Below are 21450 nucleotides of genomic sequence, written 5' to 3' on the forward strand. Positions count from 1 at the left end.
CCCTCAACCGTCGTGCGCGATCCGGCCGGCGTCGATGGTGATGCGGCGGTCGCACTGCGCGGCGATGCCCCGGTCGTGGGTGACCAGCACCAGCGTGGTGCCCAGCTCGCGGTTGAGGTCGAACATCAGGCGCATGATGGTCTCGCCGGTGGCGAAGTCCAGGCTGCCCGTGGGCTCGTCGGCCAGCAGCACGTCGGGCTGCACGACGAAGGCGCGCGCCAGCGCCACGCGCTGCTGCTCGCCGCCCGAGAGCACCTTGGGATAGTGCGCGAGGCGCTGGCCCAGGCCCACGCGGCCCAGCATCTCGGTGGCCAGTTGGCGCGCATCGCGGCGCTGCGCCAGCTCCAGCGGCAGCATCACGTTCTCCAGCGCCGTGAGGTTGCCCATGAGCTGGAAGCTCTGGAACACGAAGCCCATGCGCCGCGCGCGCAGGGCGGCGCGGTCGTCCTCGTCGAGCGCGAACAGGTCCTCGCCCGCCAGCCGCACCGTGCCGCGCGTGGGCGTGTCCAGCCCCGCGATGATGGACAGCAGCGTGCTCTTGCCCGAGCCCGACGCGCCGACGATGGCGGCGGTGTCCCTCGGGGCCAGCCGGAAATCGATATCCCGCAGAATGTCGAGCGTGCCGGTCGAGTCCGTCACCGATTTGTGCACGTGTTCCACGGCGATGATGGGAGCGGCGGTCTGGGGCGATGTTTCCGGCAAGGTTTCCGACATGAAAGGGGCTCAGAGAGTGGTTCGAATGAATGGATCCCGGCGTGACTTTATCGTGGCGGCCGCCGGAGCCGCAGCCCTGGGGATTTATGCCCCCGCAGCGGGAGCGCAGCCCGCCGGCGCGGGCGGCGGCAAGCCGGTGATCCTCGTGGTGGGCGATTCGCTGAGCGCCGAATACGGCCTGGCGCGCGGCACCGGCTGGGTGGCGCTGCTGGAGAAGAAGCTGGCCGCCGAGAAGATCGCGGCCACCGTGGTGAACGCCAGCGTGAGCGGCGACACCACCGCCGGCGGCCGCTCGCGCCTGCCGGGCCTGCTGGCCCAGCACCGCCCCACCCACGTCATCCTGGAGCTGGGCGGCAACGACGCGCTGCGCGGCCTGCCGCTGCAGGGCACCGAGGCCAACCTGCAGGCCATGGCCCAGGCCGCGCGCAAGGCGGGTGCCAAGGTGCTGATCGTGGGCATGCAGGTGCCGCCCAACTATGGCACCGACTACACCCGGCGCTTCGAGGGCCTGTTCGCGTCGGTGGCCCGGGACACGCAGTCGGCGCTGGTGCCGTTCCTGCTCAAGGGCGTGGCCGACGGCCCCGATGCGGCCGCGATGTTCCAGCCCGACCGCATCCATCCGCGCGCCGAGGCGCACCCGATCATGCTGGCCAACGTCTGGCCGGAGCTGCGCAAGCTCTTGCGCTGACGCACAGGCCGCGCGCGGGGCCCGCGCGATCGCCGCGCCGGCCCTGACGGGGCCGCCCCAGCCGGGGAATTCAGTCGGCGCCGTTCCCTGCTTCGCCGGCTGCACCCGGGGCCCCGGCGCCGGGCTGCCCGCCCGCGTCTTCGTCCTGCGCCGAGTCCGGGGCGCCTTCTCCGCTCTTGCGTTGCGCACGTGCCTGGGCTTTCTCGTCCTTTTTCTTCTTCTTGGCGAGTTCGCGCTGGCGTTTTTCGTATCCGTAGTTGGGTGTTGCCAAGATAAGGTTCCTTGCTGCTGTGTGAGTAGTCAATGTAACAGTACGCCCTCCTGCGCACGCATCCGCCGCCCAGGAGATCGGCACGCTGGCGCCCCCGGCCGCTTCCCGCCCCGGAAGCCCACGGGCATCAACCCCATTGCCAGCGCTGTTATGGGGGTTGTCAGGCGGCCGGAAACGCGGCGGCCAGCGCCTGGGCCAGGTCGGCGCGCAGGTCGCCCTCGCCCTCCAGGCCGATGGAAAAGCGCACCACGATCCCCTCGCGCAGGTGCGGCGTGGGCCGCACCCGCATGGTGCGCAGCTCGTAGGGCACGACCAGGCTCATCGGCCCGCCCCAGCTGTAGCCGATCTTGAACAGCCGCAGCCCGTCGCAGAACGCATCCACGCGCTCCTGCCGGTGGCGGGGGTCGATCACCACGCTGAACAGCCCGGCGGCCGCGCCCTCGCCGCCCTCCCGGGCGCACAAGGCCGCCCAGTGGGCATGGCCGGGGGCGCCGGCCAGGGCCGGGTGCAGCACCTGGACCACGGCGGGCTGCTGCGCCATCCAGCGCGCCAGGGAACGCGCCACGGCGTCGTGCGCCTGGTAGCGCAGGCCCACGCTCGGCAGCGAGCGCAGCACGGCCTCCACGTCGTTCGCGGCCACGCCCAGGCCCAGCCGCATGTGCGTGAGCTTGATGCGCAGGTGCAGCCCCGGATCGCGCGTGATGGCGCTGCCCATGAGCACGTCGCCGCCGCCGCTGGGGTACTTGGTGAGGGCGTGCACCGACACGTCCACGCCCAGTTGCCCGTCGCCGAGCAGATCGAAGGGCTTGAAGGCGATGCCCGCGCCCCAGGTGTTGTCCAGCGCCGTGGCCACGCCCCGGGCGCGGCAGATGCGCACCTGCTCCACCAGATCGGGGAACTCCAGCGTGACGGAGCCCGGAGCCTCCAGCCACACCAGCCGCGTGGCGCCGGTGATCCGGGCCGCCAGGTCGGCGGGGTCGGTGGGGTCGTAGTACGCGTGGCGGATGCCGTAGTGGGCCAGTTCCACCTCGGCCAGGGCCTTGTTGGGGCCGTAGGCGTTGTCGGGGATCAGCACCTCGTCGCCCGCGCGCAGCAGCGCCAGCGCCACGTTGGCGATGGCTGCGAGGCCGCTGGGCACGAGCACGCACTGCAGGCCGCCCTCCAGCTCGCACAGGCGCTCTTCCAGCAGGTAGCTGGTGGGCGTGCCGTGCAGGCCGTAGGTGTAGCTGGTCTTGTCCTTCCACTCGCGCGAGCGCATCGCCGCGACGTTGGGGAAGATGACGGTGGAGGCCTTGTGGACGGCGGGCTGGGGCGCGGCGAAGCCCTCCGGCGGCACGTAGGCGTGGTGGATGATGCGGGTGGCGGGGTCGGTGCCCGGCGTGGCGTCGGAGGCGGAGGAAAAGGTCATGCGGCGATGGTATCGCCGCGAGGGGGCGGGTCGCGGGAGAAGCCGGGGAGAGGCCGCCCCGCGTGCCCGTCAGCCCGTGGCGCCGGGGGCGATGACCAGCTGGTTGACGACCGAGTTCACGCCCTTCACGCCCTGCGCGATGCGGGTGGCCCGCTCGCGCGCGACTTCGTTCCTCACGGGCCCCATCAGCGTCACGATGCCGTTGCGGGTGTCCACGTCGATCTTGATCGCGCTCAGCTCGGTGTCCTGCGCCAGCCCCGCGGTCACCTTGGCGGAGATGCCCGCGTCGTCCATGACCTCGGCCGCGCGCGCGGCGGCCTGGCGGGACGCCTGGCTGGCCTCGGTGGCCGCGGCCTCCATGCGGCGCTGCGCATCGGACGCCATCTGCCCGGTGCGCTCGATGGTGGAGTCGATCTTCTGCCCCACGGTCTGGTCCTCGGCGCGGTTGCAGGCGGCCAGGCCGAATGCCAGCGCGGTGGCCGACAGGATGGCAAGCGCGCGCGGCGTGGCGCGGGCGATGGAACGGGCTTCGTGCGTCATGCGGGTCTCCTTCGGGGCGTCCGGGGGACGGTGTGGGGCCACTTTAGGCGTGAGCCCCGTCCCTCTCCGGTCGGACAAGGCCGAAGCTTGCGTAGGACGGCCGAGCAGCCCCGCGGCGCAGCGGGCGCGCGCGCCGCCTCGGGAGACAATCGCGGCTCCATGCCCGCTCCCTCCCCCAACCCCGCTCCCGCGGCCCCGCCGCCAGGCACACCATCCTCGCGGCCGGCCCTCCATCGGTGGCTGCCCTTCCTCGCCTGGCCCCGGCCGGATGCGGCGCTGCTGCGCGGCGAGTTCTGGGCCGGCATGACCGTGGGCCTGATGCTGGTGCCGCAAGGGGTGGCCTACGCGGCCCTGGCCGGAATGCCCCTGGTCACGGGCATCTACGCCTCGCTCGTGCCCGCGCTCGTCGCGGTGCTCTGGAGCTCCTCCACGCGCCTGGGCGTGGGGCCCACGGCCCTCACCAGCCTGCTCATCGGCGCCTCGCTCACGGGCATGGCGGAGCCGGGCAGCGCGCAGTGGGTGGCGCTCGCCGCCTGGATGGCGCTGCTCTCGGGGCTGGTGCAGATGGTGCTGGGCGTGGCACGCTTCGGGTGGCTGCTCAACCTCGTCACCTCGCCCGTGCTCAACGGCTTCACGCAGGGCGCCGCGCTGCTGATCCTCGCCTCGCAGTTGCCGGCCCTGCTGGGGCTGCGCACCACCTGGCACGCCCTGGCGGCCTCGCCCTCCATCCACCACTTCGACGGCACGGCGGCCGCCTTCGGGCTGGGCAGCCTGGGCCTGCTGGTGCTCGCGCGGCGCTGGCGCCCGGGTTTCCCGTCCGCCATCATCGTGGTGGCGCTGGCCGCGCTGGCCAGCTGGGCGCTGGGCTACGCCGACCACGACGGCGCGGTGGTGGGCCACCTGCCCTCGGGCCTGCCCGCCCCCTACTGGCCCGACTGGCCGGGCTGGGAGGCACTCGGCCAGCTCGTCATGCCCGTGCTGGTGGTGACGCTGGTGAGCTTCCTGGAGACGGCCTCCTCCGCCAAGGTCGAGCACCAGCACGGCGGCACGCGCTGGAACGAGAACCAGGACCTGATCGCCCACGGCATGGCGAAGATGAGTTCCGGCCTGTGTGGCAGTTTCGCCACGAGCGCATCGTTCTCCCGCTCCGCGATCAACCTCTATGCCGGGGCCCGCAGCGGCTGGGCCACCCTGTTCTCGCTGGCGCTGGTGCTCGCGGTGCTGCTGTGGCTCACGCCCGCGCTCTACCACGTGCCGCAGTCGGTGCTCGCGGCCGTGGTGGTGGCCGCCGTGACCAGCCTCGTCAAGCCGGCGGTGCTGCTGCGGCTCTGGCGCATCTCGCGGGTGGAGGCGGTCATCGGCGGCACCACGTTCTTCCTCACGATCGCGACGTCGCCCCGCATGTACTGGGGCGTGCTGGCCGGGCTGACGATGAACCTCTGCCACTTCCTGTACCAGCGGCTGCACCCGCGCATCATCGAGGTGGGCCAGCATCCGGACGGCAGCCTGCGCGACCGCCACCTGTGGCTGCTGCCCCCGCTGGCGCCGGCGCTCTTCGCGGTGCGCATGGATGCCGAGCTGGACTTCGCCTCGGCCGCGGCGCTGGAGCGGCACATCTCCGAGCACCTGGCCTCGCACCCCGGCACGCGCCACGTGTGCCTGTTCGCCCTGCCGGTCAACCGCATCGACGTGACCGGCGTGGAGTGCTTCGGCCGGCTGCGCGCGCTCGCCGAGGCCCGGGGCGGCACGCTGCACGTGAGCGGCATGAAACTGCCGGTGGAACAGGTGCTGCGGCGCGCCGGCCTGCTGGGCAGCGGCCCCGGCCTGGTGCTCTACCGCACCGACGCGGAAGCCCTGGTGGCGTTGCAACGGTTACCCCTGTAGCTACCTATGGAAGCATGGTCGCTGATACACTTCGTGAACACTGTTTGTTGCATTTTGTGTCTGAATCTGCGACCCCACCCTCCGTGAACCTGCGCGACCTGCGCCTGACGACAGCGCATGCACTGGTTGCCCAGGCGCTGGGCTCGGAAGCGGCCATACCGAACGACACGCCCCTGCACTACCTGCAGGGCCTGATCGACGGCTTGTGCGAGCTGTCGCTGAAAGACCCGCTCACCGGCCTCGCCAACCGCCGGCATTTCCGCACGGTGCTGGAGCGCGAGATCGACCGCGTGACACGCGCGGGCGAAGCGGCGCTGCTGCTGATGCTCGACATCGACAACTTCAAGCGCGTCAACGACACCCACGGCCATCTGGCCGGCGACATCGTGCTGCAGTCGGTCGCGCGCACGTTGAACGGCTGCGTCCGGCCCATGGACACCCTCTCGCGCTACGGAGGAGAAGAATTCGCGGTGGTGCTGCCGGCCTGCCAGGCCGGCTTCGGCCGCGTGGTGGCGGAACGCATCCGCCGCGCGGTGGAACGCACGCCGATCCGCATCTCGCCCGCGGTCGAGCTGAACGTCACGGTCAGCATCGGCGGCGCCTTCGCGCTCCAGTGGATCCGCAGCACCACGCTGCTGTGGACCGAGCGCGCGGACAGCCAGCTCTACAAGGCCAAGATGGCAGGGCGCAACCGCGTCAGCATCGAGGACCAGCCCGACAGCACCGTGAGTGCCGAAGAGAAGAGTTTGCTTTTCGGTCCGCTGTACACTCCTTCGGGTTGGGGCGACCTTCCCCCGCCCTTGGATTCCACAGGCAGCGCCTATTGAAAGCACAGAGATGACCGACGCGCTGTCACCCCGCTCCACCCCGCCGACCCCCGCCGCAGCGGCCACGGGCCGGCCCTCCGCCTCCGCGCCGGCGGGCGCCCGCATCATCGCCATCACCAGTGGCAAGGGCGGCGTGGGCAAGACCTTCGTATCCGCCAACCTGGCGGCCGCACTCACCCGCCGCGGGCACCGCGTGCTGGTGCTCGACGCCGACCTGGGCCTCGCCAACCTCGACGTGGTGCTCAACCTGCACCCCAAGGTCACGCTGCACGACGTGTTCACCGGCAAGGCCGACCTGGAAGACGCCGTGATCGACGCGCCCGGCGGCTTCTCCGTCGTCCTGGCCGGCTCGGGCATGGTCGAGTATTCACGGCTCACGCCCGAGGTGCGCAGCGAGTTCCTCAACGTGATGCAGACGCTCGCACCGCGCTTCGACGTGGTGCTGCTCGACACCGGCGCGGGCATCTCCGACGTGGTGCTGTTCTCGGTCTCGCTCGCGTCCGAGGTGCTCATCGTGGCCACGCCCGAGCCCACCTCGCTCACCGACGCCTACGCGGCCATCAAGGTGCTGGCCACCCAGCAGAAGCGCCAGTACGTGCGCATGGTGGTCAACCAGGCCGCCCGCCCGGGCGACGGCCGCGCCATCACGAGCCAGCTGCAGCAGGTGCTGGACCGCTTCGTCAGCACCGAGTCGGGCCGCCCGATGCGCCTGCTGCACATGGGCGACATCCCCGCCGACACATCGGTGCGCGATGCCGTCATGCGGCGCCAGCTGCTGCTGATGCAGATGCCCGGCTGCCCCGCGGCGCTGGCCATCGCCCAGCTGGCCAACAAGATCGACTCCACGCTGCTCACGCCCACGGCCTGACGGCCGGCGCGTGGCGCGCAGGGGCCGGCCGGCACGCGCCGCGGCCCCGTCAATGCGACCCATCCCGTGATGAACCACGACGTCCTCAACATCTCCTGCTATCTGTTCGTGCCGCTGCCCGACGCCGAGGCCCTGCGCGAGCGGCTGCACGCGCGGGCCACGGCGGACGGCCTCAAGGGCACCATCCTGCTGGCCGAGGAAGGCATCAACATGTTCCTGGCCGGCCCCGGCCCGGTGGTGCGCGGCTTCGTGGCGTGGCTGCAGGACACCGACCCGCGCTTCGCGGCGCTGGCGCCCAAGGAGAGCTGGTCCGCCACGCAGCCCTTCCGCAAGATGCTCGTGAAGGCCAAGCGCGAGATCATCCGCATGGACCACCCGGCGATCCGTCCCGCCGACGGCCGGGCCCCCTCGGTGGCCCCCGCCACGCTGCGCCGCTGGCTCGGCCAGGGCCACGACGACGCGGGCCGGCCGGTGGTCACGCTCGACACGCGCAATGCCTTCGAGGTGGACCACGGCACCTTCGAGGGCGCCATCGACTGGCGCATCGCCAAGTTCACCGAGTTCCCGCCCGCGCTGCGCGCGCACAAGGCCGAGCTGCAGGGCAAGACCGTGGTGAGCTTCTGCACCGGCGGCATCCGCTGCGAGAAGGCCGCCATCCTCATGCACGAGGAAGGCATCGAGCACGTCTACCAGCTCGAAGGCGGCATCCTCAAGTACTTCGAGGAAACCGACGGCGCCCACTACCAGGGCGGCTGCTTCGTGTTCGACGAACGCGAGGTGTTGGCGGCAGATCTCTCGGCCGCCCAAAATGCTCCTGAAAAGTGAGCAAGCCAGATAGCAAATACAACGACATGAACGCCCCCGGGCCTGTAGAACCGCCCCCGGGCGGCCCCGTCAGGGCTTGAAGCGCCGCTCGGGCAGCGGGATGCGTTCCGGGTCGCCGGGCACCTGCCCCATGCGCTGCGCGTCCCAGTCGTCCGCCGCCTGGACGATGCGCTCCTTGCGGCTCGACACGAAGTTCCACCAGATGTGGCGCGGGCCGTCGAGCGAGGCGCCGCCGATCACCATGCAGCGCGCATCGCCCTCCCGCGCGTGCACGCGGACCGCGCCGCCGCCCTCGGGCAGCACGGCCAGCGTGCCGGCCGGCTGGTGCAGGGCCTCGCCGCCGGCGCCTTCCAGCCACAGATCCGACCGCACCGCGTAGATCGCCATCTCCGGCGCCAGGGCGGGCAGCGTCCAGCCGCCACCCGCGGGCAACTGAACGTCCAGGTAGAGCGTGGGCGAGAGCGTCGCCACGGGCGAGGTGTGGCCGCATGCGCTGCCGATGAGCACGCGCACGCAGGCCCCGCCGCTCTCGCGTATTTCGGGGATCGCATCGGCGGGGGTGTGGACGAAGGCCGGCTCAGCGTCCTCGTGGCCCGCAGGCAGCGCCGCCCAGAGCTGGATGCCGTGGTTCACGTAGGCGGCGTGCCGCAGGCGCTCGGGCCGCCGCTCGGAATGCACGATGCCCCGGCCCGCCGTCATCCAGTTGATGGCGCCCGGGATGATCTCCTGGTGGGAGCCGAGGCTGTCGCGGTGCAGGATCGCGCCCTCGAAGAGATAGGTGACCGTCGCCAGCCCGATGTGCGGGTGCGGGCGCACGTCGTATTGCGACGCGGGCAGCACCGTCACCGGGCCGAAATGGTCGAAGAACACGAACGGCCCGACCGATCGCCGCTGCAGCGCGGGCAGCAGGCGCCGCACGGTGAAGCCGCCCCCCAGGTCCCGGGCATGGCCGTTCAGCAGCAGGATGGGCGACGGCGGGGTGCCGGCAGAGGCGGTCTCGGTCATGGCGGGGCGCTCCGGTTTCTTGCGCCCCCGGGCCGGGGGCATGGACGGGCAGTATGCAGGGCCGCCGCGCCCCCCGGCAACGTCAGCCGCGCAGGCGGGCCGTGATGGCCGCCACGCGCGTGCCGTAGGCCCGGCCGGTGTCCAGGTCGCCCTGCGACATTTCCTGCACGCTGGCATCGGAGGGCGACTGGGCCAGCACACCCACGGAGCCGCCGAGGTTGTTCACGTCGCTGCGCGTCGCGCCCTTGCTGTTGCTGGGCAGCAGGCCCAGGCTCACCCAGATCCCGCCGTGCTGGGAGGCCAGCGTCTGCAGCGCGATCAGGGTCACCTGCTTGTCGCCGTTGAAGCTGGCGCTGTTGGTGAAGCCGCCGAACACCTTGTCCTGCCACGCGCGGCCGAACCAGGCCTTGGAGGAGGCATCGGCGAACTTCTTGAACTGCCAGCTCGGGCCGCCCATGTAGGTGGGCGTGCCGAAGATGATGCCGTCGGCCGCGGCCAGTGCGTCCCAGCCGCCTTCGGGCAGGTTGCCGTCGGCATCGATGGCGATGAGTTGCGCGCCGGCACCTTCGGCGACGGCCTGCGCGAGGCGTTGCGTATGGCCGTAGCCCGAGTGGTAGACAACCACGATGTTTGCCATGGGTAAGCTCCTTGAAGCGTTGGAAGAAAAACGTGAAACAGAAAATGGACAGGGGCCGTCAGGCCGCGAGATCGAGGACCAGCACCTCGGCGGCGCTGCCGCCGGACACGCTCAGCAGGCTCTCCTGCTCCATGAAGACCGCGTCGCCGTGCGAGAGCGGATGGCCGTTGACGACGAGCGCCCCGCGCACCATGTGCACATAGCACTTCCTGGCCGGATCGAGCGTCAGCTCGGCCGCATCCTCGCCGTCGAACAAGCCGGCGTGGATGCGGGCATCGGCATTGAGCGTGAGCGCGCCCGGCACGGCCCGCGGCGCGGCCAGGATGTGCAGCCGGCCGCGCTTGTCGCTGTCGGGCACGTGCACCTGTTCGAGCTGCGGCTCCACGCCCAGCCGGCACGGCGCGATCCGGATCTGCAGGAAGTGCGCGGCCTGCGCCGCGCCCTCGTTGACCTCGCCGTGCGAGATCCCGGTGCCCGCGCCGATGCGCAGCACGTCCCCGGCGGGGATGGAGCGCGCATGGCCCCGGCAGTCCCGGTAGGCCAGCCGGCCGGAGAGCATGTAGCTGACGATCTCCACGTCGCGGTCGCGGTGCATGCCGAACCCGGTGCCCGGGGCGATCCAGTCCTCGTTCAGCACCCGCAGGTTACCGAACCCCATGTAGCGCGCGTCGCGGTATCCGGCAAAGGAGAAGCTGTGGCACGACCGCAGCCAGCCGTGGTCGGCATGGCCCCGGTCGCAGGATTTTCGGACGGTGAGCATGGGCGGGCGGTGGATCGGATGCCCGCCACTTTAGAAGCCGCTCCCCGCTTGCGGGCGCAGCATGATTGAAGGCATCATTCAAAACCTTTGAACAACAACCCCGCCATGCAATCCACCGCGCGCGACGCCCTCACGCCCGACACCCTGTCCATGCTCCAGGTCATCGCGGAGACCGGCAGCTTCGCGGCGGCGGCGCGGCAGCTCGGGCTGGTGCCCAGCGCCCTCACCTACCGCGTGCGGCAGGTCGAGGAGGCGCTGGACGTGCTGCTCTTCGACCGCAGCGCCCGGCAGGCCCGCCCCACCGAGGCCGGCAGCGAGCTGCTGCGCGAAGGCACGCGCCTGCTCGAAGAGATGGAGGCCGTGGCGCACCGCGTGCGCCGGGTGGCCACGGGCTGGGAGCCGCAGCTCACCATCGCGGTGGATGGAGTCATCTCCCCCACGACGATGCTGGAGCTGGTGGAGGCGTTCTACGCGCAGTCGCCGCCGACGCGGCTCAAGCTGCGCGAGGACATCCTCTCCGGCACGCTGGAGGCCCTCACATCCGGCCGGGCCGACCTGGCGCTCGGCGTGGCGGTGAACGCCTGCAACGCGCCCGGCCTGCAGGGCGCGGTGATGGGCGATCTGCTCTTCATTTTCACGGTGGCGCCGCACCATCCGCTGGCCACCGCGCCCGAACCGCTCACCGACTCGGTCCTGCGCCAGCACCGCGCCATCGCCGTGGCGGACACCGCGCAGCGCGGCGGCATGACGATGGGCCTGCTGGGCGGCCAGGACGTGCTCACGGTGGACAGCATGCAGACCAAGCTGCAGGCACAGCTGCGCGGCCTGGGCGGGGGCTTCCTGCCCGAACCCATGGTGCGCGCCTACGTGGAGGCGGGCCGCCTCGTCACCCGCCAGGTGGCGCGCCCCGCACGCCGCGTGCCCCTGCACTACGCCTGGCGCGGCACGGGGCACGCGCCGCCCGGCCGGGCCTTGCAATGGTGGCTCCAGCAGCTGGAGAGCCCGGCCACCCGCAAGGCGCTGCTCGAAAACCACCACATCTTCTGACCCCTCCATTCCTCTCCATTGCACGAAAGGCCGGACATGACCCCTCCCCGCACCCGCGCTCGCGCGCCCTCCCCGCGCCCCGCCCCCCCGCAGACTCCGCCGGCGAAGCGCTTCGCCGTGATCGGCGCCGGCATGGCGGGCATCGCCTGCGCGCGCACGCTCGCGCAGGCCGGCCACGGGGTGGTGGTCTTCGAGCAGGCCGCCGGGCCCGGCGGGCGCACCGCGACCGTGGATTCGCCCTTCGGCGGCTTCGATGCCGGCGCGCAGTACTTCACCGTACGGGACGCACGCTTCGCACGGGCGCTGGAAACCGTCTCCGGCCTGTGCCGCCCCTGGAGCGCCAGCACGGTGCGCGTGCTGGACGCGAACGGCCGCGTGGCGGCGGCCGCGCCGCCCCCGCGCGAGCCCCACTGGGTCGCCACGCCCGGCATGCAATCCCTCGCCGCCGCGTGGGCCGAGCCGCTGGCGCAGTCTGGACGGCTGCTGGCGGGCCTGCGCGTGGCGCGCATCGAGGCCGATCCGATGCATCCCGCACGCTGGCAGCTGCGCACCCAGGCGCAGGATGGCGCCACCCCGGTGCATGCCGGCTTCGACGGCGTGCTGCTGGCGGTGCCCGTGGCCGAGGCCCGCGCGCTGCTCGGGGCCTCGGCCATCGCGCCGGCCCTTGCACAGCCCCTGGCCGGCGTCCAGGTGGCGCCGTGCTGGACGCTGATGCTCGCCTACCCCCATGCGGTGCAGCCCGGTGTGACCACGCTGGGGCCCCAGTGGAATGCCGCGCGCAGCACGCACCACCGCATCGCCTGGCTGGCACGGGAATCCTCCAAGCCGGGCCGCTCGTCCGTGGAGCGCTGGACCGTGCAGGCCAGCCCCGCATGGTCCGAGGAGCACCTGGAGGACACCCCCGCGCGCGTACAGGCCAAGCTCATCAAGGCCTTCGCCGAAGTGACGGGCCTGCGCGCGGCCCCCGTTCATGCGGAGGTGCTGCGCTGGCGCGAGGCGCAGACCCTGCAGCCGCTGGGCCGCAGCCACCTCTGGGACGCGGCCGCCGGCATCGGCATCGCCGGCGACTGGTGCCTGGGCCACCGCCTGGAGGATGCCTTCGTGTCGGGGCTGGAACTCGCGCTCGCCGTGGCATGAGCCGGCCCTACGTCGGCCGCTTCGCGCCCTCGCCCACCGGCCCGCTGCATGCCGGCTCGCTCGTCGCCGCGCTGGCGAGCTGGCTGGACGCGCGCGCCGCGCACGGCGGGCGCGGTGGCCAATGGCTGGTGCGCATCGAGGACGTGGACGGGCCGCGCTGCCAGCCCGGCGCGGCCGAGGCCATCCTCGGCCAGCTCGCGGACTGCGGGCTGCGGCCGGATGGCGCGGTGCTCTGGCAGTCCGCGCGCGGCGCCCGGTACGCCGAGGTCCTGGATCACCTCGTGCAAGCGCATCGTGCCTACCCCTGCGCCTGCACGCGCGCCGACATCGAGCGCGCGCATGCCGCGCAACACGGCGAGCGCCACCGCCATGCCGAGCTGCCCTACCCCGGAACCTGCCGGGACGGCCTCGGAGGGCGCCCACCGCGCGCCTGGAGATTCCGATCCACGGAAATACAGAAAAGACTTGGCCCGGCCACCAGCGCGCCGGAGGCCTGCGGCCCGCCTCCGGGCACCGTACTCGACACGCATGGAGTGGCCTGGACCGACCGTCGCCTGGGCCCCCAGTGCCAGGACGTGGCCGCGGCCGTGGGCGATTTCGTGCTGCGCCGCGCCGACGGGCTCTGGGCCTATCAGCTCGCCGTGGTCGTGGACGATGCGGACCAGGGCGTCACGCATGTGGTGCGCGGGGAGGATCTCTCGGACAACACGCCCCGGCAGTTGCTGCTGCAGCATGCGCTCGGGCTTCCCATGCCCGCCTATCTGCACACGCCGCTGGTGCGTGCGCCCGATGGCGAGAAGCTCTCCAAGCAGCACGGCGCCCCGGCCGTGGACACGCGCGAGCCGCTGCCGGCGCTGTCCCGCGCGGCACAGGCGCTGGGGCTTCCCGCCCTGCGGCATCCGCACGACAGCACGGTTTCCGAGGCTTTGTCCTATTGGTCGCAGGCGTGGTCCCGAATCTACAATCCGTCATCGTGACCGCAACGCAATCCCTCCTGGCCCCCCTCGGCCCCGCATCCCCGCCAGCCCCGCGCGGCGAAGGCGCTCCGCCCGCCGACGTGGCCTTTCCCAAAGCCATCAAGACCTACGTGCGGCGCGCCGGCCGCACCACCACCGGCCAGGCCAAGGCCCTCGAAACCTGGGGGTCGCAGTTCGTGCTCGACTACGCGCCCCAGCCCCTGGATGCCCCCGCCGCCTTCGGCCGCAGCGCCCCGCTGATCCTGGAGATCGGCTTCGGCATGGGCGAGGCTACGGCGCACATCGCGCGCGTGCGCCCGCAGGACAACTTCCTCTGCTGCGAGGTGCACGAGCCCGGCGTGGGTGCGCTGGTCAAGCGCATCGGCGAGCAGGAGCTCGCCAACATCCGCATCCTGCAGCACGACGCGATCGAGGTCATCGACCACATGCTGCCGGAGGCATCGCTGCACGGCGTGCACATCTTCTTCCCCGACCCCTGGCACAAGAAGCGCCACAACAAGCGCCGCCTGATCCAGCCGCCGCTGGTCGAGAAGCTGGCCCGGCGGCTGCGCCCCGGCGGCTACCTGCATTGCGCGACCGACTGGCAGCCCTATGCCGAGCAGATGCTCGAGGTGCTGTCCGCCGAGCCGCTGCTCTCGAATACGGCCGAGGGCTACGCGCCCCAGCCCGACTACCGCCCACTCACCAAGTTCGAAAACCGGGGCCTGCGCCTGGGCCACGGGGTGTGGGATCTCGTGTTCAAGCGCCAGCCCTGAGCCCGCGCCCACCGCACGCAACGCCAAGCCCCACGCCTCCATGAAGCCCATCCTGGACAACCTGGTCGAGATGACCGGCCACCGCGACCACCTGCGGCTGGAGGTATCGGTGCTTTCGACGCTGCAGAAGCTGCCCTCCATCAAAACGGTGCGGGCGCTGGAGATGTTCCAGTCCGGCGGCGAGTCCTGGGTGCGCCCGCGCACCTGGAGCGAAAACGGCACGATGGTGAGCAGCAACTGGGAGGCCCCGGCCGATCCGCGCCGGCAACCCCTCTCGGCCTACGGCGCCCTGCAGGAATGCATCGCGCGCAGGGAGCCGCGCGCGCTGCACTCGCCGCGGCGCGGCGAACACACGCTCTGGCTCCCCGTCTGGCTGCACGACCAGGTCCATGCCTGCATCGAAGTCACGCAGTCGCGGCCGTTCGCCGCGCACAAGCTCGACGTGATCCAGAGCGTGTTCTTCGTCTACCAGAACTACCAGAGCCTGCTGGATTACAGCGAGCGCGATGCGCTCACGGGCCTCTTCAACCGCAAGACCTTCGATGAGCAGTTCGCGCGGCGCGCCGGCGTTCCCGCCGGGGCCCTGCCTGCCGAGGCCAGCGAGGCACCGTCCGACCAGGACGAGCCGCTTCAGCACTGGATCGCGGTGGTGGACATCGACCATTTCAAGCAGGTCAACGACCGCTTCGGCCACCTCTACGGCGACGAGGTGCTGATCCTGATCGCCAACCTCCTGCGCAACTCCTTCCGCAGCCACGACCGCATCTTCCGCTTCGGCGGCGAGGAATTCGTGGTCCTGCTGCGCTCCACCACCCTGAGCACCGCCCACAAGGCGTTCAACCGCTTCCGCACCACGGTGCAGGAGTACCAGTTCCCGCAGGTCGGGCAGGTGACGGTGAGCCTGGGCTTCGCCAGCACCGAGCGCGGTGCGCCCGTGGAGATCCTGGGCCAGGCCGACCAGGCGCTGTATTTCGCGAAGGAGCACGGGCGCAACCGCGTCTGCTACTACGACGACCTCGTGCGCGAAGGCCATCTGCACGCCAAGGTGGCCAACGACGACGTGGAGCTGTTTTAAGGAACCGGCTGCGCGCGGGCCAACCCCGGGCGCAGGAAGGCCGCGCGGCCATGGCACGCACCATGCCCTTATGAAGGCCGCCTCGCTCTGGGCAGAATTTAATCTCTCGACACGGCCAAGAATCTCTATTCGCCCCCAGGTCAGACGCGATTCGAGCTTCTGGCCCGGCTACATGTTGTCTGTGCCGGGAGTCGAATGGGAGCCGACAGAGCGAGCGGAATGCTCCGTTGCGGCCGGCACTGAGAAACTGAAACTCGCACCCGACCCTGGCGTATCGCGCAAGGTGATGCGCCTGCCGTGCAAGGCCAGCATCTGGTGGACGATGCGCAAGCCGAGCCCGCCGCCGCGACGCGCGCCGCCCACGGTGAACGGCCGCTGGAACAGCCCTTCTCGCAGTTCCTCCGAAATGCCTGGTCCCGTATCGCCGACCGTCACGTCCAGACCTTCGGCGGAGGACGAAATCCCGACTTCGATGCGTCCACCCTCGGGCGTGTGGCGCAAGGCATTGTCCAGCAGGTTGCCAAGCACCCGCTCGATCATGCCCAGGTCCGCATCTGCCATCGGCAGGACCTGCGGAAACACCGCGGTCATGGCGATGCGCTTCGACTCGGCCCGCAGCTCGAACTTCTGGAACACGTCCTGCACGAGGTCGGTCATCGAGAACGGTTCGGGCTCCGGCTGGACGAACCCGTACTCCAGCCGCGCCAACTCGAACAGGCTTTGCGCCAGGGCACCGACCTTTCGGCTCTGGTCGAGCGCGATGCCCAGGTAGCGCCTGCGTTCCGGCGGGTCCAGCACGGCATCCTTGAGCAGCAGCGTTTCCAGGTAGCCGTGCAGGGACGAGAGCGGCGTGCGCAGGTCGTGCGAGACATTCGCGATCAGTTCGCGCCGCTCCTGATCCTGGCGGGTCAAGGCCTTCCACTGCTCGCCGATGCGAGCGACCATCTGCCGGAACGCTGCATCCAGCACGGCGATCTCATCACGGCTGTTGCCGCTTGCCGCCGGCACGCGGGCCGGCGGCTCGGGCGGTACGCCATCGATGTCGAACTGGCGCACCGATTCGGTCAGCCGGCGCAACGGCCTCGTGATCAGGGTGAAAGCCACCAGTCCGGCCGCCAGGCACAGCAGCGCTACCAGGCCGATCGACCACAGGGCCGTCTTGAGCACGGCATTGGCCGAGCCACGGGCCGCCAGCAGGTCGTGCGCCTCGCCCAGCAACACGACGTAGATAAAGCCTACGTCGCGGCCATCCACCCGCAGCGGCGCCGCACTGAAGACCTTTCGGCCGTCGGCGCTGCGGGGATCGTCACCCAGAACGGGCAGCATCGCGCCAGCCAGAAAGCGGCGTACGGGCTCCAGGTCCACGCGGTCGCGGCGCAGTCGGCCTGCAGGCGCGGCATGCCCGGCGATGCGGCCGTCGGGTTCGAGCAGGTAGACCTCCACGCTGGGGTTGACGACCATCAACTGGCTGAACAGGTTGCGCACGGCCCCCGGCATCAGCCCGTTGGCGTCGGTGAGCTGGGCATCGCGCGCAATGCTCTCGGCCAGGTCGCGCGACAGTCCCTGCACCACTTCCTGCTCGTGCATGCGGTTCGAGCGCAGTTGCAACCAGACCGACGTGCCGCTGCACACCAGCAGCAGCAATGCGAAGACCAGGGACAGCCGCTGCGTCAGCGTCAGGTTCATGCACCATCCCCGGGTTCGGCGAACTTGTAGCCGCGTCCCCACACCGTCAGGATGCGCCGGGGATTGGCCGGATCGGCCTCCACCTTGGAGCGCAGCCGGTTGATGTGCGTGTTGACCGTGTGCTCGTAGCCCTCGTGCTGGTAGCCCCAGACCGCGTTGAGCAGGTCCAGGCGCGAGAACACCTTGCCCGGCTGGCGCGCGAAGAAGTGCAGCAGCTCGAACTCTCGCGGCGTCAGCTCCAGCCGCGTGCCGTCCAGGCGGGCATCGCGCGCCACCGGATCGATGGCGAGGCCGCCGACGGCCAGGCTGCCCGCGTCCAGACGAGCGTTCTGTGCCAGCGCGTCGATGCGGCGCAGCAGGGCCTTGACCCGCGCCACGAGTTCCAGCACCGAGAACGGCTTGGCCAGGTAGTCGTCCGCCCCGATCTCCAGGCCCAGGATACGGTGCACCTCGCTGGCCCGCGCACTGATGATGATGATCGGCGTGTAGCGCGTCATGCCGCGGGCCCGACGGCAAATCTCCAGCCCGTCCACGCCGGGCAGCATCAGATCCAGCACCAGCGCGTCCCAGCCACCGCGTTCGAGTTGCTGCAGCCCCTCGTCACCGCGAGCGCAATGCACCACCTCCAGCCCCTCGTCGCGCAGGTGCAGCGCGAGCAGGTCGGCGATGTGGGCGTCGTCCTCGACGAGAAGAATGCGGCGGGCGGAAGTCATGTGCAAGAGGGCCGGGCATGCCACCGTGACGCGAAGGGATGACGCGTCCAGCCTGCCCGCCCCGCATTGTGCGCAATCCGCCGATCCGGAGTTATCACGAATATTTGAACTCTTCGTGAGGACTGCGGGACCTCGGCTTCCTATGCTTGCCCACATCGCTTTCCGAATCCATCTTGTCGAAGGGCCCGCCATGAGCACTCGCCGCCATCTGCTGTCCACCGGAACCGCCGCTCTGGCAGTTCTGGCCGCCGGCCTCGTCCCACGCCGCGCGCCCGCAGCCGGTACCGGCGAGGTCTTCGAGGTCCGCTACACCGACGCCGAATGGCGCGCGCGGCTCTCGCCGCAGCAGTTCGCCGTGCTCCGGCAAGAGGGTACGGAGCGCCCCGGCGCGAGTCCCCTGAACAGCGAAAAGCGTCCGGGCACCTATGCCTGCGCCGGCTGTGCCTTGCCCTTGTTCTCGTCCAAGACCAAGTTCGAAAGCGGCACGGGTTGGCCGAGCTTCTGGCAGCCGCTGGACAAGGCGGTCGGCACGCGCAAGGACCGCTCGTACGGCATGGTGCGCACCGAAGTGCACTGCCGGCGCTGCGGCGGGCACCTGGGCCACGTGTTCGACGACGGCCCGCCGCCCACCGGACTGCGCTATTGCATGAACGGCGTGTCGCTGACCTTTCTGCCGCAACCCGCCTGAACGGAAGCGCCCCATGCTGCTGATCCTGCTGGCCTACCTGGGCGGCGTGCTGACCATCGTCAGCCCGTGCATCCTGCCCGTGCTGCCCTTCGTTTTCTCGCGCACGGGCGAGCCATTCGCCCGCAGCGGCCTTCCACTGCTTGCGGGCATGGCGCTGAGCTTCACGCTGGTGGCCTCGCTGGCTGCCGTCGGGGGCGGCTGGGTGGTGGCGGCAAACCAGTACGGCCGCTGGCTGGCCCTTGCCCTGATGGCCGTGTTCGCGCTCGCGCTGCTGTGGCCCGGCCTGTCCGAGCGGCTGGCACGGCCGCTGGTGGCCGCCGGTGCGCGCCTGTCGCAGCGGGCGCACGCCGATGGCCGGCCGCGCCCCGGCGGATCGTTCCTGCTCGGGATCGCCACCGGACTGCTGTGGGCGCCCTGTGCGGGGCCGATCCTCGGCCTGATACTGGCCGGTGCGGCGCTGCAAGGGGCGAGCACCGCATCCACGCTGATGCTGCTGGCCTATGCCGCGGGGGCCGCGACGTCCATGGCCGCCGCGCTGTTGCTCGGCGGCAAGGTGTTCGCCGCACTCAAGCGTTCGCTGGGCACGGGTGAATGGCTGCGGCGCGGCCTGGGCGGAGCCATGCTGGTGGCCGTGGTCGCGATCACCCTGGGGCTGGATACGGGCCTGCTGGCGCGGCTGTCGCTCGCCTCCACCGGCGGCATCGAGCAGAAGCTCCTGGACCGGCTCGCCGGCCGGCAAGAGGCACCCATGGCCATGGATGGCGGGCCGTCCATGATGATGATGCAAGGTCCGGCCATGGCCCCCGCACCAGATGCCGGTCCGGCGATGATGGCCACCGGCAGCGCCATGCGCATGGCCGGTCCGGGCGGTGCAGGAGCCGCTCCATTGCCCGACGAAGGCAAGGCGCCGGCGCTGGACGGCGCCACGCAGTGGCTCAATTCGGCGCCGCTGACGGCCGGGCAGTTGCGCGGCAAGGTGGTGCTGGTCGACTTCTGGACCTATTCCTGCATCAACTGCCTGCGCGCGCTGCCCTACGTGAAGGCCTGGGAGCAGAAGTACCGCGACCAGGGGCTGGTGGTGGTGGGCGTGCACGCCCCGGAATTCGCGTTCGAGCGCGACATCGGCAACGTCACCAGGGCCATGAAGGATCTCGGCATCACCTACCCGGTGGCCGTGGACAACCAGTACGCCATCTGGCGAGCCTTCCGCAACCAGTACTGGCCTGCGCACTACCTCATCGACGCGCAGGGGCGGCTGCGCCACCACCATTTCGGGGAAGGCAACTACGGCGAGACCGAGCGCGTGGTCCAGCAACTGCTGCAGGAGGCGGGCGCGGCCCGCGTGGCCCCAGGCCTGATCGAGGTGAACGCCCAGGGCGTGCAACAGGCCGCCGACATGGATGCCGTGCGCTCGCACGAAACGTACGTGGGCTACGCGCGCAGCGAGAATTTCGCGTCCACCCCGAAGACCGCGCGTGACCAGGCCACCACCTACGCAGCCCCGGCACAGCCCGCACTCAATGCCTGGGGACTGGACGGCCGCTGGAACGTGGGCTCCGAACACGCAACGCTGGCCGGCGCTTCCGGACGGATCGTCTACCGCTTCCAGGCCCGCGACCTGCACCTCGTGCTGGGCCCCGGGCCCGACGGCAGGCCCGTACGCTTCCGGGTCCGGATCGACGGCCAGCCGCCCGGTGCGTCCCGCGGCATGGACGTGGCCGAGGACGGCTCGGGCACGGTGACCGGGCAGCGGCTCTACCAGCTGGTCCGCCAGACCGGCGAGATCACGCCGCGCACCTTCAGCATCGAGTTCCTCGACCCGGCCGTCTCGGCCTACGCTTTCACCTTCGGGTGAATGGCTCTCCATCGTTCACACAGGATCGCACCATGCCTGCTACCGCATCCGTCTCGAATCCGATCCGCCGCCGTGCGGCGCTGCGCTGCCTCGCTGGCGGCAGCTTGCTGCTCGCTGGCGGCCTCGCCTGGCAAACGGCGGCACGGGCCGCCGCCGAAGAGGCCGTGAAGATCCCGCCGCCCGCGTTGGAGGTGCCGCCCTCCGGCCAAGGGCTGCAGAAGGCGATCTTCGCGGGCGGCTGCTTCTGGGGCGTGCAAGGCGTCTACCAGCATGTGAAGGGGGTGCAGCGCGCGGTGTCGGGCTACAGCGGCGGCACCGCGCCGACCGCAGCCTATGAGCTCGTCAGCCGGGGCGATACGGGCCACGCGGAATCCGTCGAGATCACCTACGACCCGGCGCAAGTGAGCTACGGCACGCTGCTGCAGATTTTCTTCTCGGTCGCGCACGATCCAACACAGCTCAACCGCCAGGGACCGGACGTCGGCACGCAGTACCGCTCGGCCATCTTCGCCACGAGCCCCGACCAGCTCAAGGCGGCAAAGGCCTACATCGCCCAACTCGACGCCACGAAGTTGTTCGGCAAGCCCATCGTGACGCAACTGGCGGACAAGCCCAGTTTCTTCCCCGCCGAGACCTACCACCAGGACTACATGACCGAGAACCCGCGCAACCCCTATATCGTCGTCAACGACCTGCCCAAGGTGGACAACCTCAAGCGGCTGTTTGCCGACCGGTACCGCAGCGAGCCCGTGCTGGTGAAGGGGCCACGCTAAGAACGTGTTTACGATCTTCTGAGTAGCAGAGCCAGAAACGCCAAGTGGACGAACTGTAAGCTGGTGTTGAGCCATCGCTCACAGTTCTTCCATAGCCGCCGATTCTTGTCCAGCCAAGCAAAGCTGCGCTCAACCACCCAGCGCTTGGGCATGACCTTGAAGGTGTGCAACTCGCTTCTCTTGGCGATCTGCACCGTCACATGCTCACCCAGGATGTCCTTGACGCCTTGCGCGAAGGGCTCGCCTGTGTAACCGCTGTCCGTCAGCACACTTTGCACCCGCCCCAGCGAGCGCTTGCAGCGCTTGAAGGCCGCAAG

General features: G+C 70.7%; 23 protein-coding genes. 13 read left to right on the plus strand and 10 right to left on the minus strand.

From position 1 onward, the window contains the following. Positions 1-3: 3 nt before the first annotated feature. Positions 4-714 (minus strand): ABC transporter ATP-binding protein, encoded by a 711-nt coding sequence (locus AX018_RS10720; protein ID WP_111877274.1) that lies wholly within the window; start codon positions 712-714, stop codon positions 4-6. 25 nt (positions 715-739) lie between these two features. Between AX018_RS10720 and AX018_RS10725 the strand changes: the two genes are divergently transcribed. Beyond that, on the plus strand, positions 740-1402 hold the full coding sequence (locus tag AX018_RS10725; RefSeq protein ID WP_170146229.1) for an arylesterase: 663 nt from the start codon (positions 740-742) through the stop codon (positions 1400-1402). A gap of 70 nt (positions 1403-1472) precedes the next feature. On the opposite strand, the gene AX018_RS10730 is transcribed toward AX018_RS10725, so the two are convergent. The 3 genes from AX018_RS10730 to AX018_RS10740 form a co-directional block, all read right to left on the minus strand. Beyond that, on the minus strand, positions 1473-1673 hold the full coding sequence (locus AX018_RS10730) for a hypothetical protein (RefSeq protein WP_111877276.1): 201 nt from the start codon (positions 1671-1673) through the stop codon (positions 1473-1475). Between the two features lie 160 nt (positions 1674-1833). Continuing rightward, a complete protein-coding gene (locus AX018_RS10735; RefSeq protein ID WP_111877277.1) occupies positions 1834-3081 on the minus strand; it encodes a PLP-dependent transferase in 1248 nt (415 codons plus the stop codon). 69 nt (positions 3082-3150) lie between these two features. Beyond that, on the minus strand, positions 3151-3621 hold the full coding sequence (locus AX018_RS10740) for a BON domain-containing protein (RefSeq protein ID WP_111877278.1): 471 nt from the start codon (positions 3619-3621) through the stop codon (positions 3151-3153). A 159-nt stretch (positions 3622-3780) separates the two neighbouring features. On the opposite strand from AX018_RS10740, the gene AX018_RS10745 reads away from it, so the two are divergent. The 4 genes from AX018_RS10745 to AX018_RS10760 all read left to right on the plus strand — a co-directional run bounded on the left by AX018_RS10745 (position 3781) and on the right by AX018_RS10760 (position 8025). Continuing rightward, positions 3781-5505, plus strand: a complete 1725-nt coding sequence (locus tag AX018_RS10745) for a SulP family inorganic anion transporter (RefSeq protein WP_111877279.1) — start codon at positions 3781-3783, stop codon at positions 5503-5505. An 83-nt stretch (positions 5506-5588) separates the two neighbouring features. Then, positions 5589-6332: a GGDEF domain-containing protein gene (locus AX018_RS10750; RefSeq protein WP_415842218.1), complete on the plus strand. Its 744-nt coding sequence runs from the start codon at positions 5589-5591 to the stop codon at positions 6330-6332. Positions 6333-6342: 10 nt separating this feature from the next. Next, positions 6343-7200: a MinD/ParA family protein gene (locus AX018_RS10755; RefSeq protein WP_111877281.1), complete on the plus strand. Its 858-nt coding sequence runs from the start codon at positions 6343-6345 to the stop codon at positions 7198-7200. Positions 7201-7269: 69 nt separating this feature from the next. After that, positions 7270-8025, plus strand: a complete 756-nt coding sequence (locus AX018_RS10760; protein WP_111877282.1) for a sulfurtransferase — start codon at positions 7270-7272, stop codon at positions 8023-8025. Between the two features lie 69 nt (positions 8026-8094). Here AX018_RS10760 and AX018_RS10765 read toward each other — a convergent pair whose 3' ends face one another. The 3 genes from AX018_RS10765 to AX018_RS10775 form a co-directional block, all read right to left on the minus strand. Then, positions 8095-9030 carry a pirin family protein gene (locus AX018_RS10765; RefSeq protein WP_111877298.1) on the minus strand — a complete coding sequence of 312 codons (936 nt, stop codon included), beginning with the start codon at positions 9028-9030 and terminating at the stop codon, positions 8095-8097. A gap of 82 nt (positions 9031-9112) precedes the next feature. Further along, positions 9113-9667, minus strand: a complete 555-nt coding sequence (locus AX018_RS10770) for a flavodoxin family protein (RefSeq protein ID WP_111877283.1) — start codon at positions 9665-9667, stop codon at positions 9113-9115. 58 nt (positions 9668-9725) lie between these two features. Beyond that, positions 9726-10427, minus strand: a complete 702-nt coding sequence (locus tag AX018_RS10775) for a pirin family protein (protein WP_111877284.1) — start codon at positions 10425-10427, stop codon at positions 9726-9728. A gap of 105 nt (positions 10428-10532) precedes the next feature. Here AX018_RS10775 and AX018_RS10780 point away from each other — a divergent pair, with 105 nt between their 5' ends. Genes AX018_RS10780 through AX018_RS10800 form a run of 5 tightly spaced genes read left to right on the plus strand, consistent with a single transcriptional unit; the run spans position 10533 to position 15418 of the window. Next, on the plus strand, positions 10533-11474 hold the full coding sequence (locus tag AX018_RS10780) for a LysR family transcriptional regulator (protein WP_111877299.1): 942 nt from the start codon (positions 10533-10535) through the stop codon (positions 11472-11474). A gap of 36 nt (positions 11475-11510) precedes the next feature. Next, positions 11511-12611 (plus strand): NAD(P)/FAD-dependent oxidoreductase, encoded by a 1101-nt coding sequence (locus tag AX018_RS10785; RefSeq protein ID WP_111877285.1) that lies wholly within the window; start codon positions 11511-11513, stop codon positions 12609-12611. Then, positions 12608-13588: a tRNA glutamyl-Q(34) synthetase GluQRS gene (gluQRS, locus tag AX018_RS10790; RefSeq protein ID WP_111877286.1), complete on the plus strand. Its 981-nt coding sequence runs from the start codon at positions 12608-12610 to the stop codon at positions 13586-13588. The genes AX018_RS10785 and gluQRS overlap by 4 nt, the downstream gene beginning before the upstream one ends. Before the next feature lie 17 nt (positions 13589-13605). Further along, positions 13606-14343 (plus strand): tRNA (guanosine(46)-N7)-methyltransferase TrmB, encoded by a 738-nt coding sequence (trmB, locus tag AX018_RS10795; protein WP_245951510.1) that lies wholly within the window; start codon positions 13606-13608, stop codon positions 14341-14343. A gap of 40 nt (positions 14344-14383) precedes the next feature. Next, positions 14384-15418: a GGDEF domain-containing protein gene (locus AX018_RS10800; RefSeq protein ID WP_111877288.1), complete on the plus strand. Its 1035-nt coding sequence runs from the start codon at positions 14384-14386 to the stop codon at positions 15416-15418. A gap of 168 nt (positions 15419-15586) precedes the next feature. Here the strand turns inward: AX018_RS10800 and AX018_RS10805 are convergent, their stop codons facing one another. Together AX018_RS10805 and AX018_RS10810 are read right to left on the minus strand one after the other, a co-directional pair. Next, complete coding sequence (locus AX018_RS10805) at positions 15587-17104, minus strand: HAMP domain-containing sensor histidine kinase (RefSeq protein WP_111877289.1); 1518 nt, start codon at positions 17102-17104, stop codon at positions 15587-15589. Then, positions 17101-17817, minus strand: coding sequence for a winged helix-turn-helix domain-containing protein (locus AX018_RS10810; RefSeq protein WP_111877290.1), 717 nt, complete (start codon positions 17815-17817; stop codon positions 17101-17103). The genes AX018_RS10805 and AX018_RS10810 overlap by 4 nt, the downstream gene beginning before the upstream one ends. A gap of 190 nt (positions 17818-18007) precedes the next feature. Here AX018_RS10810 and msrB point away from each other — a divergent pair, with 190 nt between their 5' ends. From msrB to msrA, 3 genes are read left to right on the plus strand one after another with little or no spacing between them, the layout of a single operon-like run. Further along, positions 18008-18505, plus strand: a complete 498-nt coding sequence (msrB, locus tag AX018_RS10815; protein WP_111877291.1) for a peptide-methionine (R)-S-oxide reductase MsrB — start codon at positions 18008-18010, stop codon at positions 18503-18505. A 13-nt stretch (positions 18506-18518) separates the two neighbouring features. Further along, the gene (locus tag AX018_RS10820) at positions 18519-20360 is read left to right on the plus strand and encodes a cytochrome c biogenesis protein DipZ (RefSeq protein ID WP_111877292.1); all 1842 of its coding nucleotides are present in this window, start codon (positions 18519-18521) and stop codon (positions 20358-20360) included. Positions 20361-20392: 32 nt separating this feature from the next. Beyond that, positions 20393-21133 carry a peptide-methionine (S)-S-oxide reductase MsrA gene (gene msrA / locus AX018_RS10825; RefSeq protein WP_111877293.1) on the plus strand — a complete coding sequence of 247 codons (741 nt, stop codon included), beginning with the start codon at positions 20393-20395 and terminating at the stop codon, positions 21131-21133. Between the two features lie 8 nt (positions 21134-21141). Here msrA and AX018_RS10830 read toward each other — a convergent pair. Next, a partial coding sequence (locus AX018_RS10830) for a transposase (RefSeq protein WP_146749284.1) occupies positions 21142-21450 on the minus strand: 309 nt, incomplete at its 5' end.

The organism is Paracidovorax anthurii (assembly GCF_003269065.1).
Classification (GTDB): Bacteria; Pseudomonadota; Gammaproteobacteria; order Burkholderiales; family Burkholderiaceae_C; genus Paracidovorax; species Paracidovorax anthurii.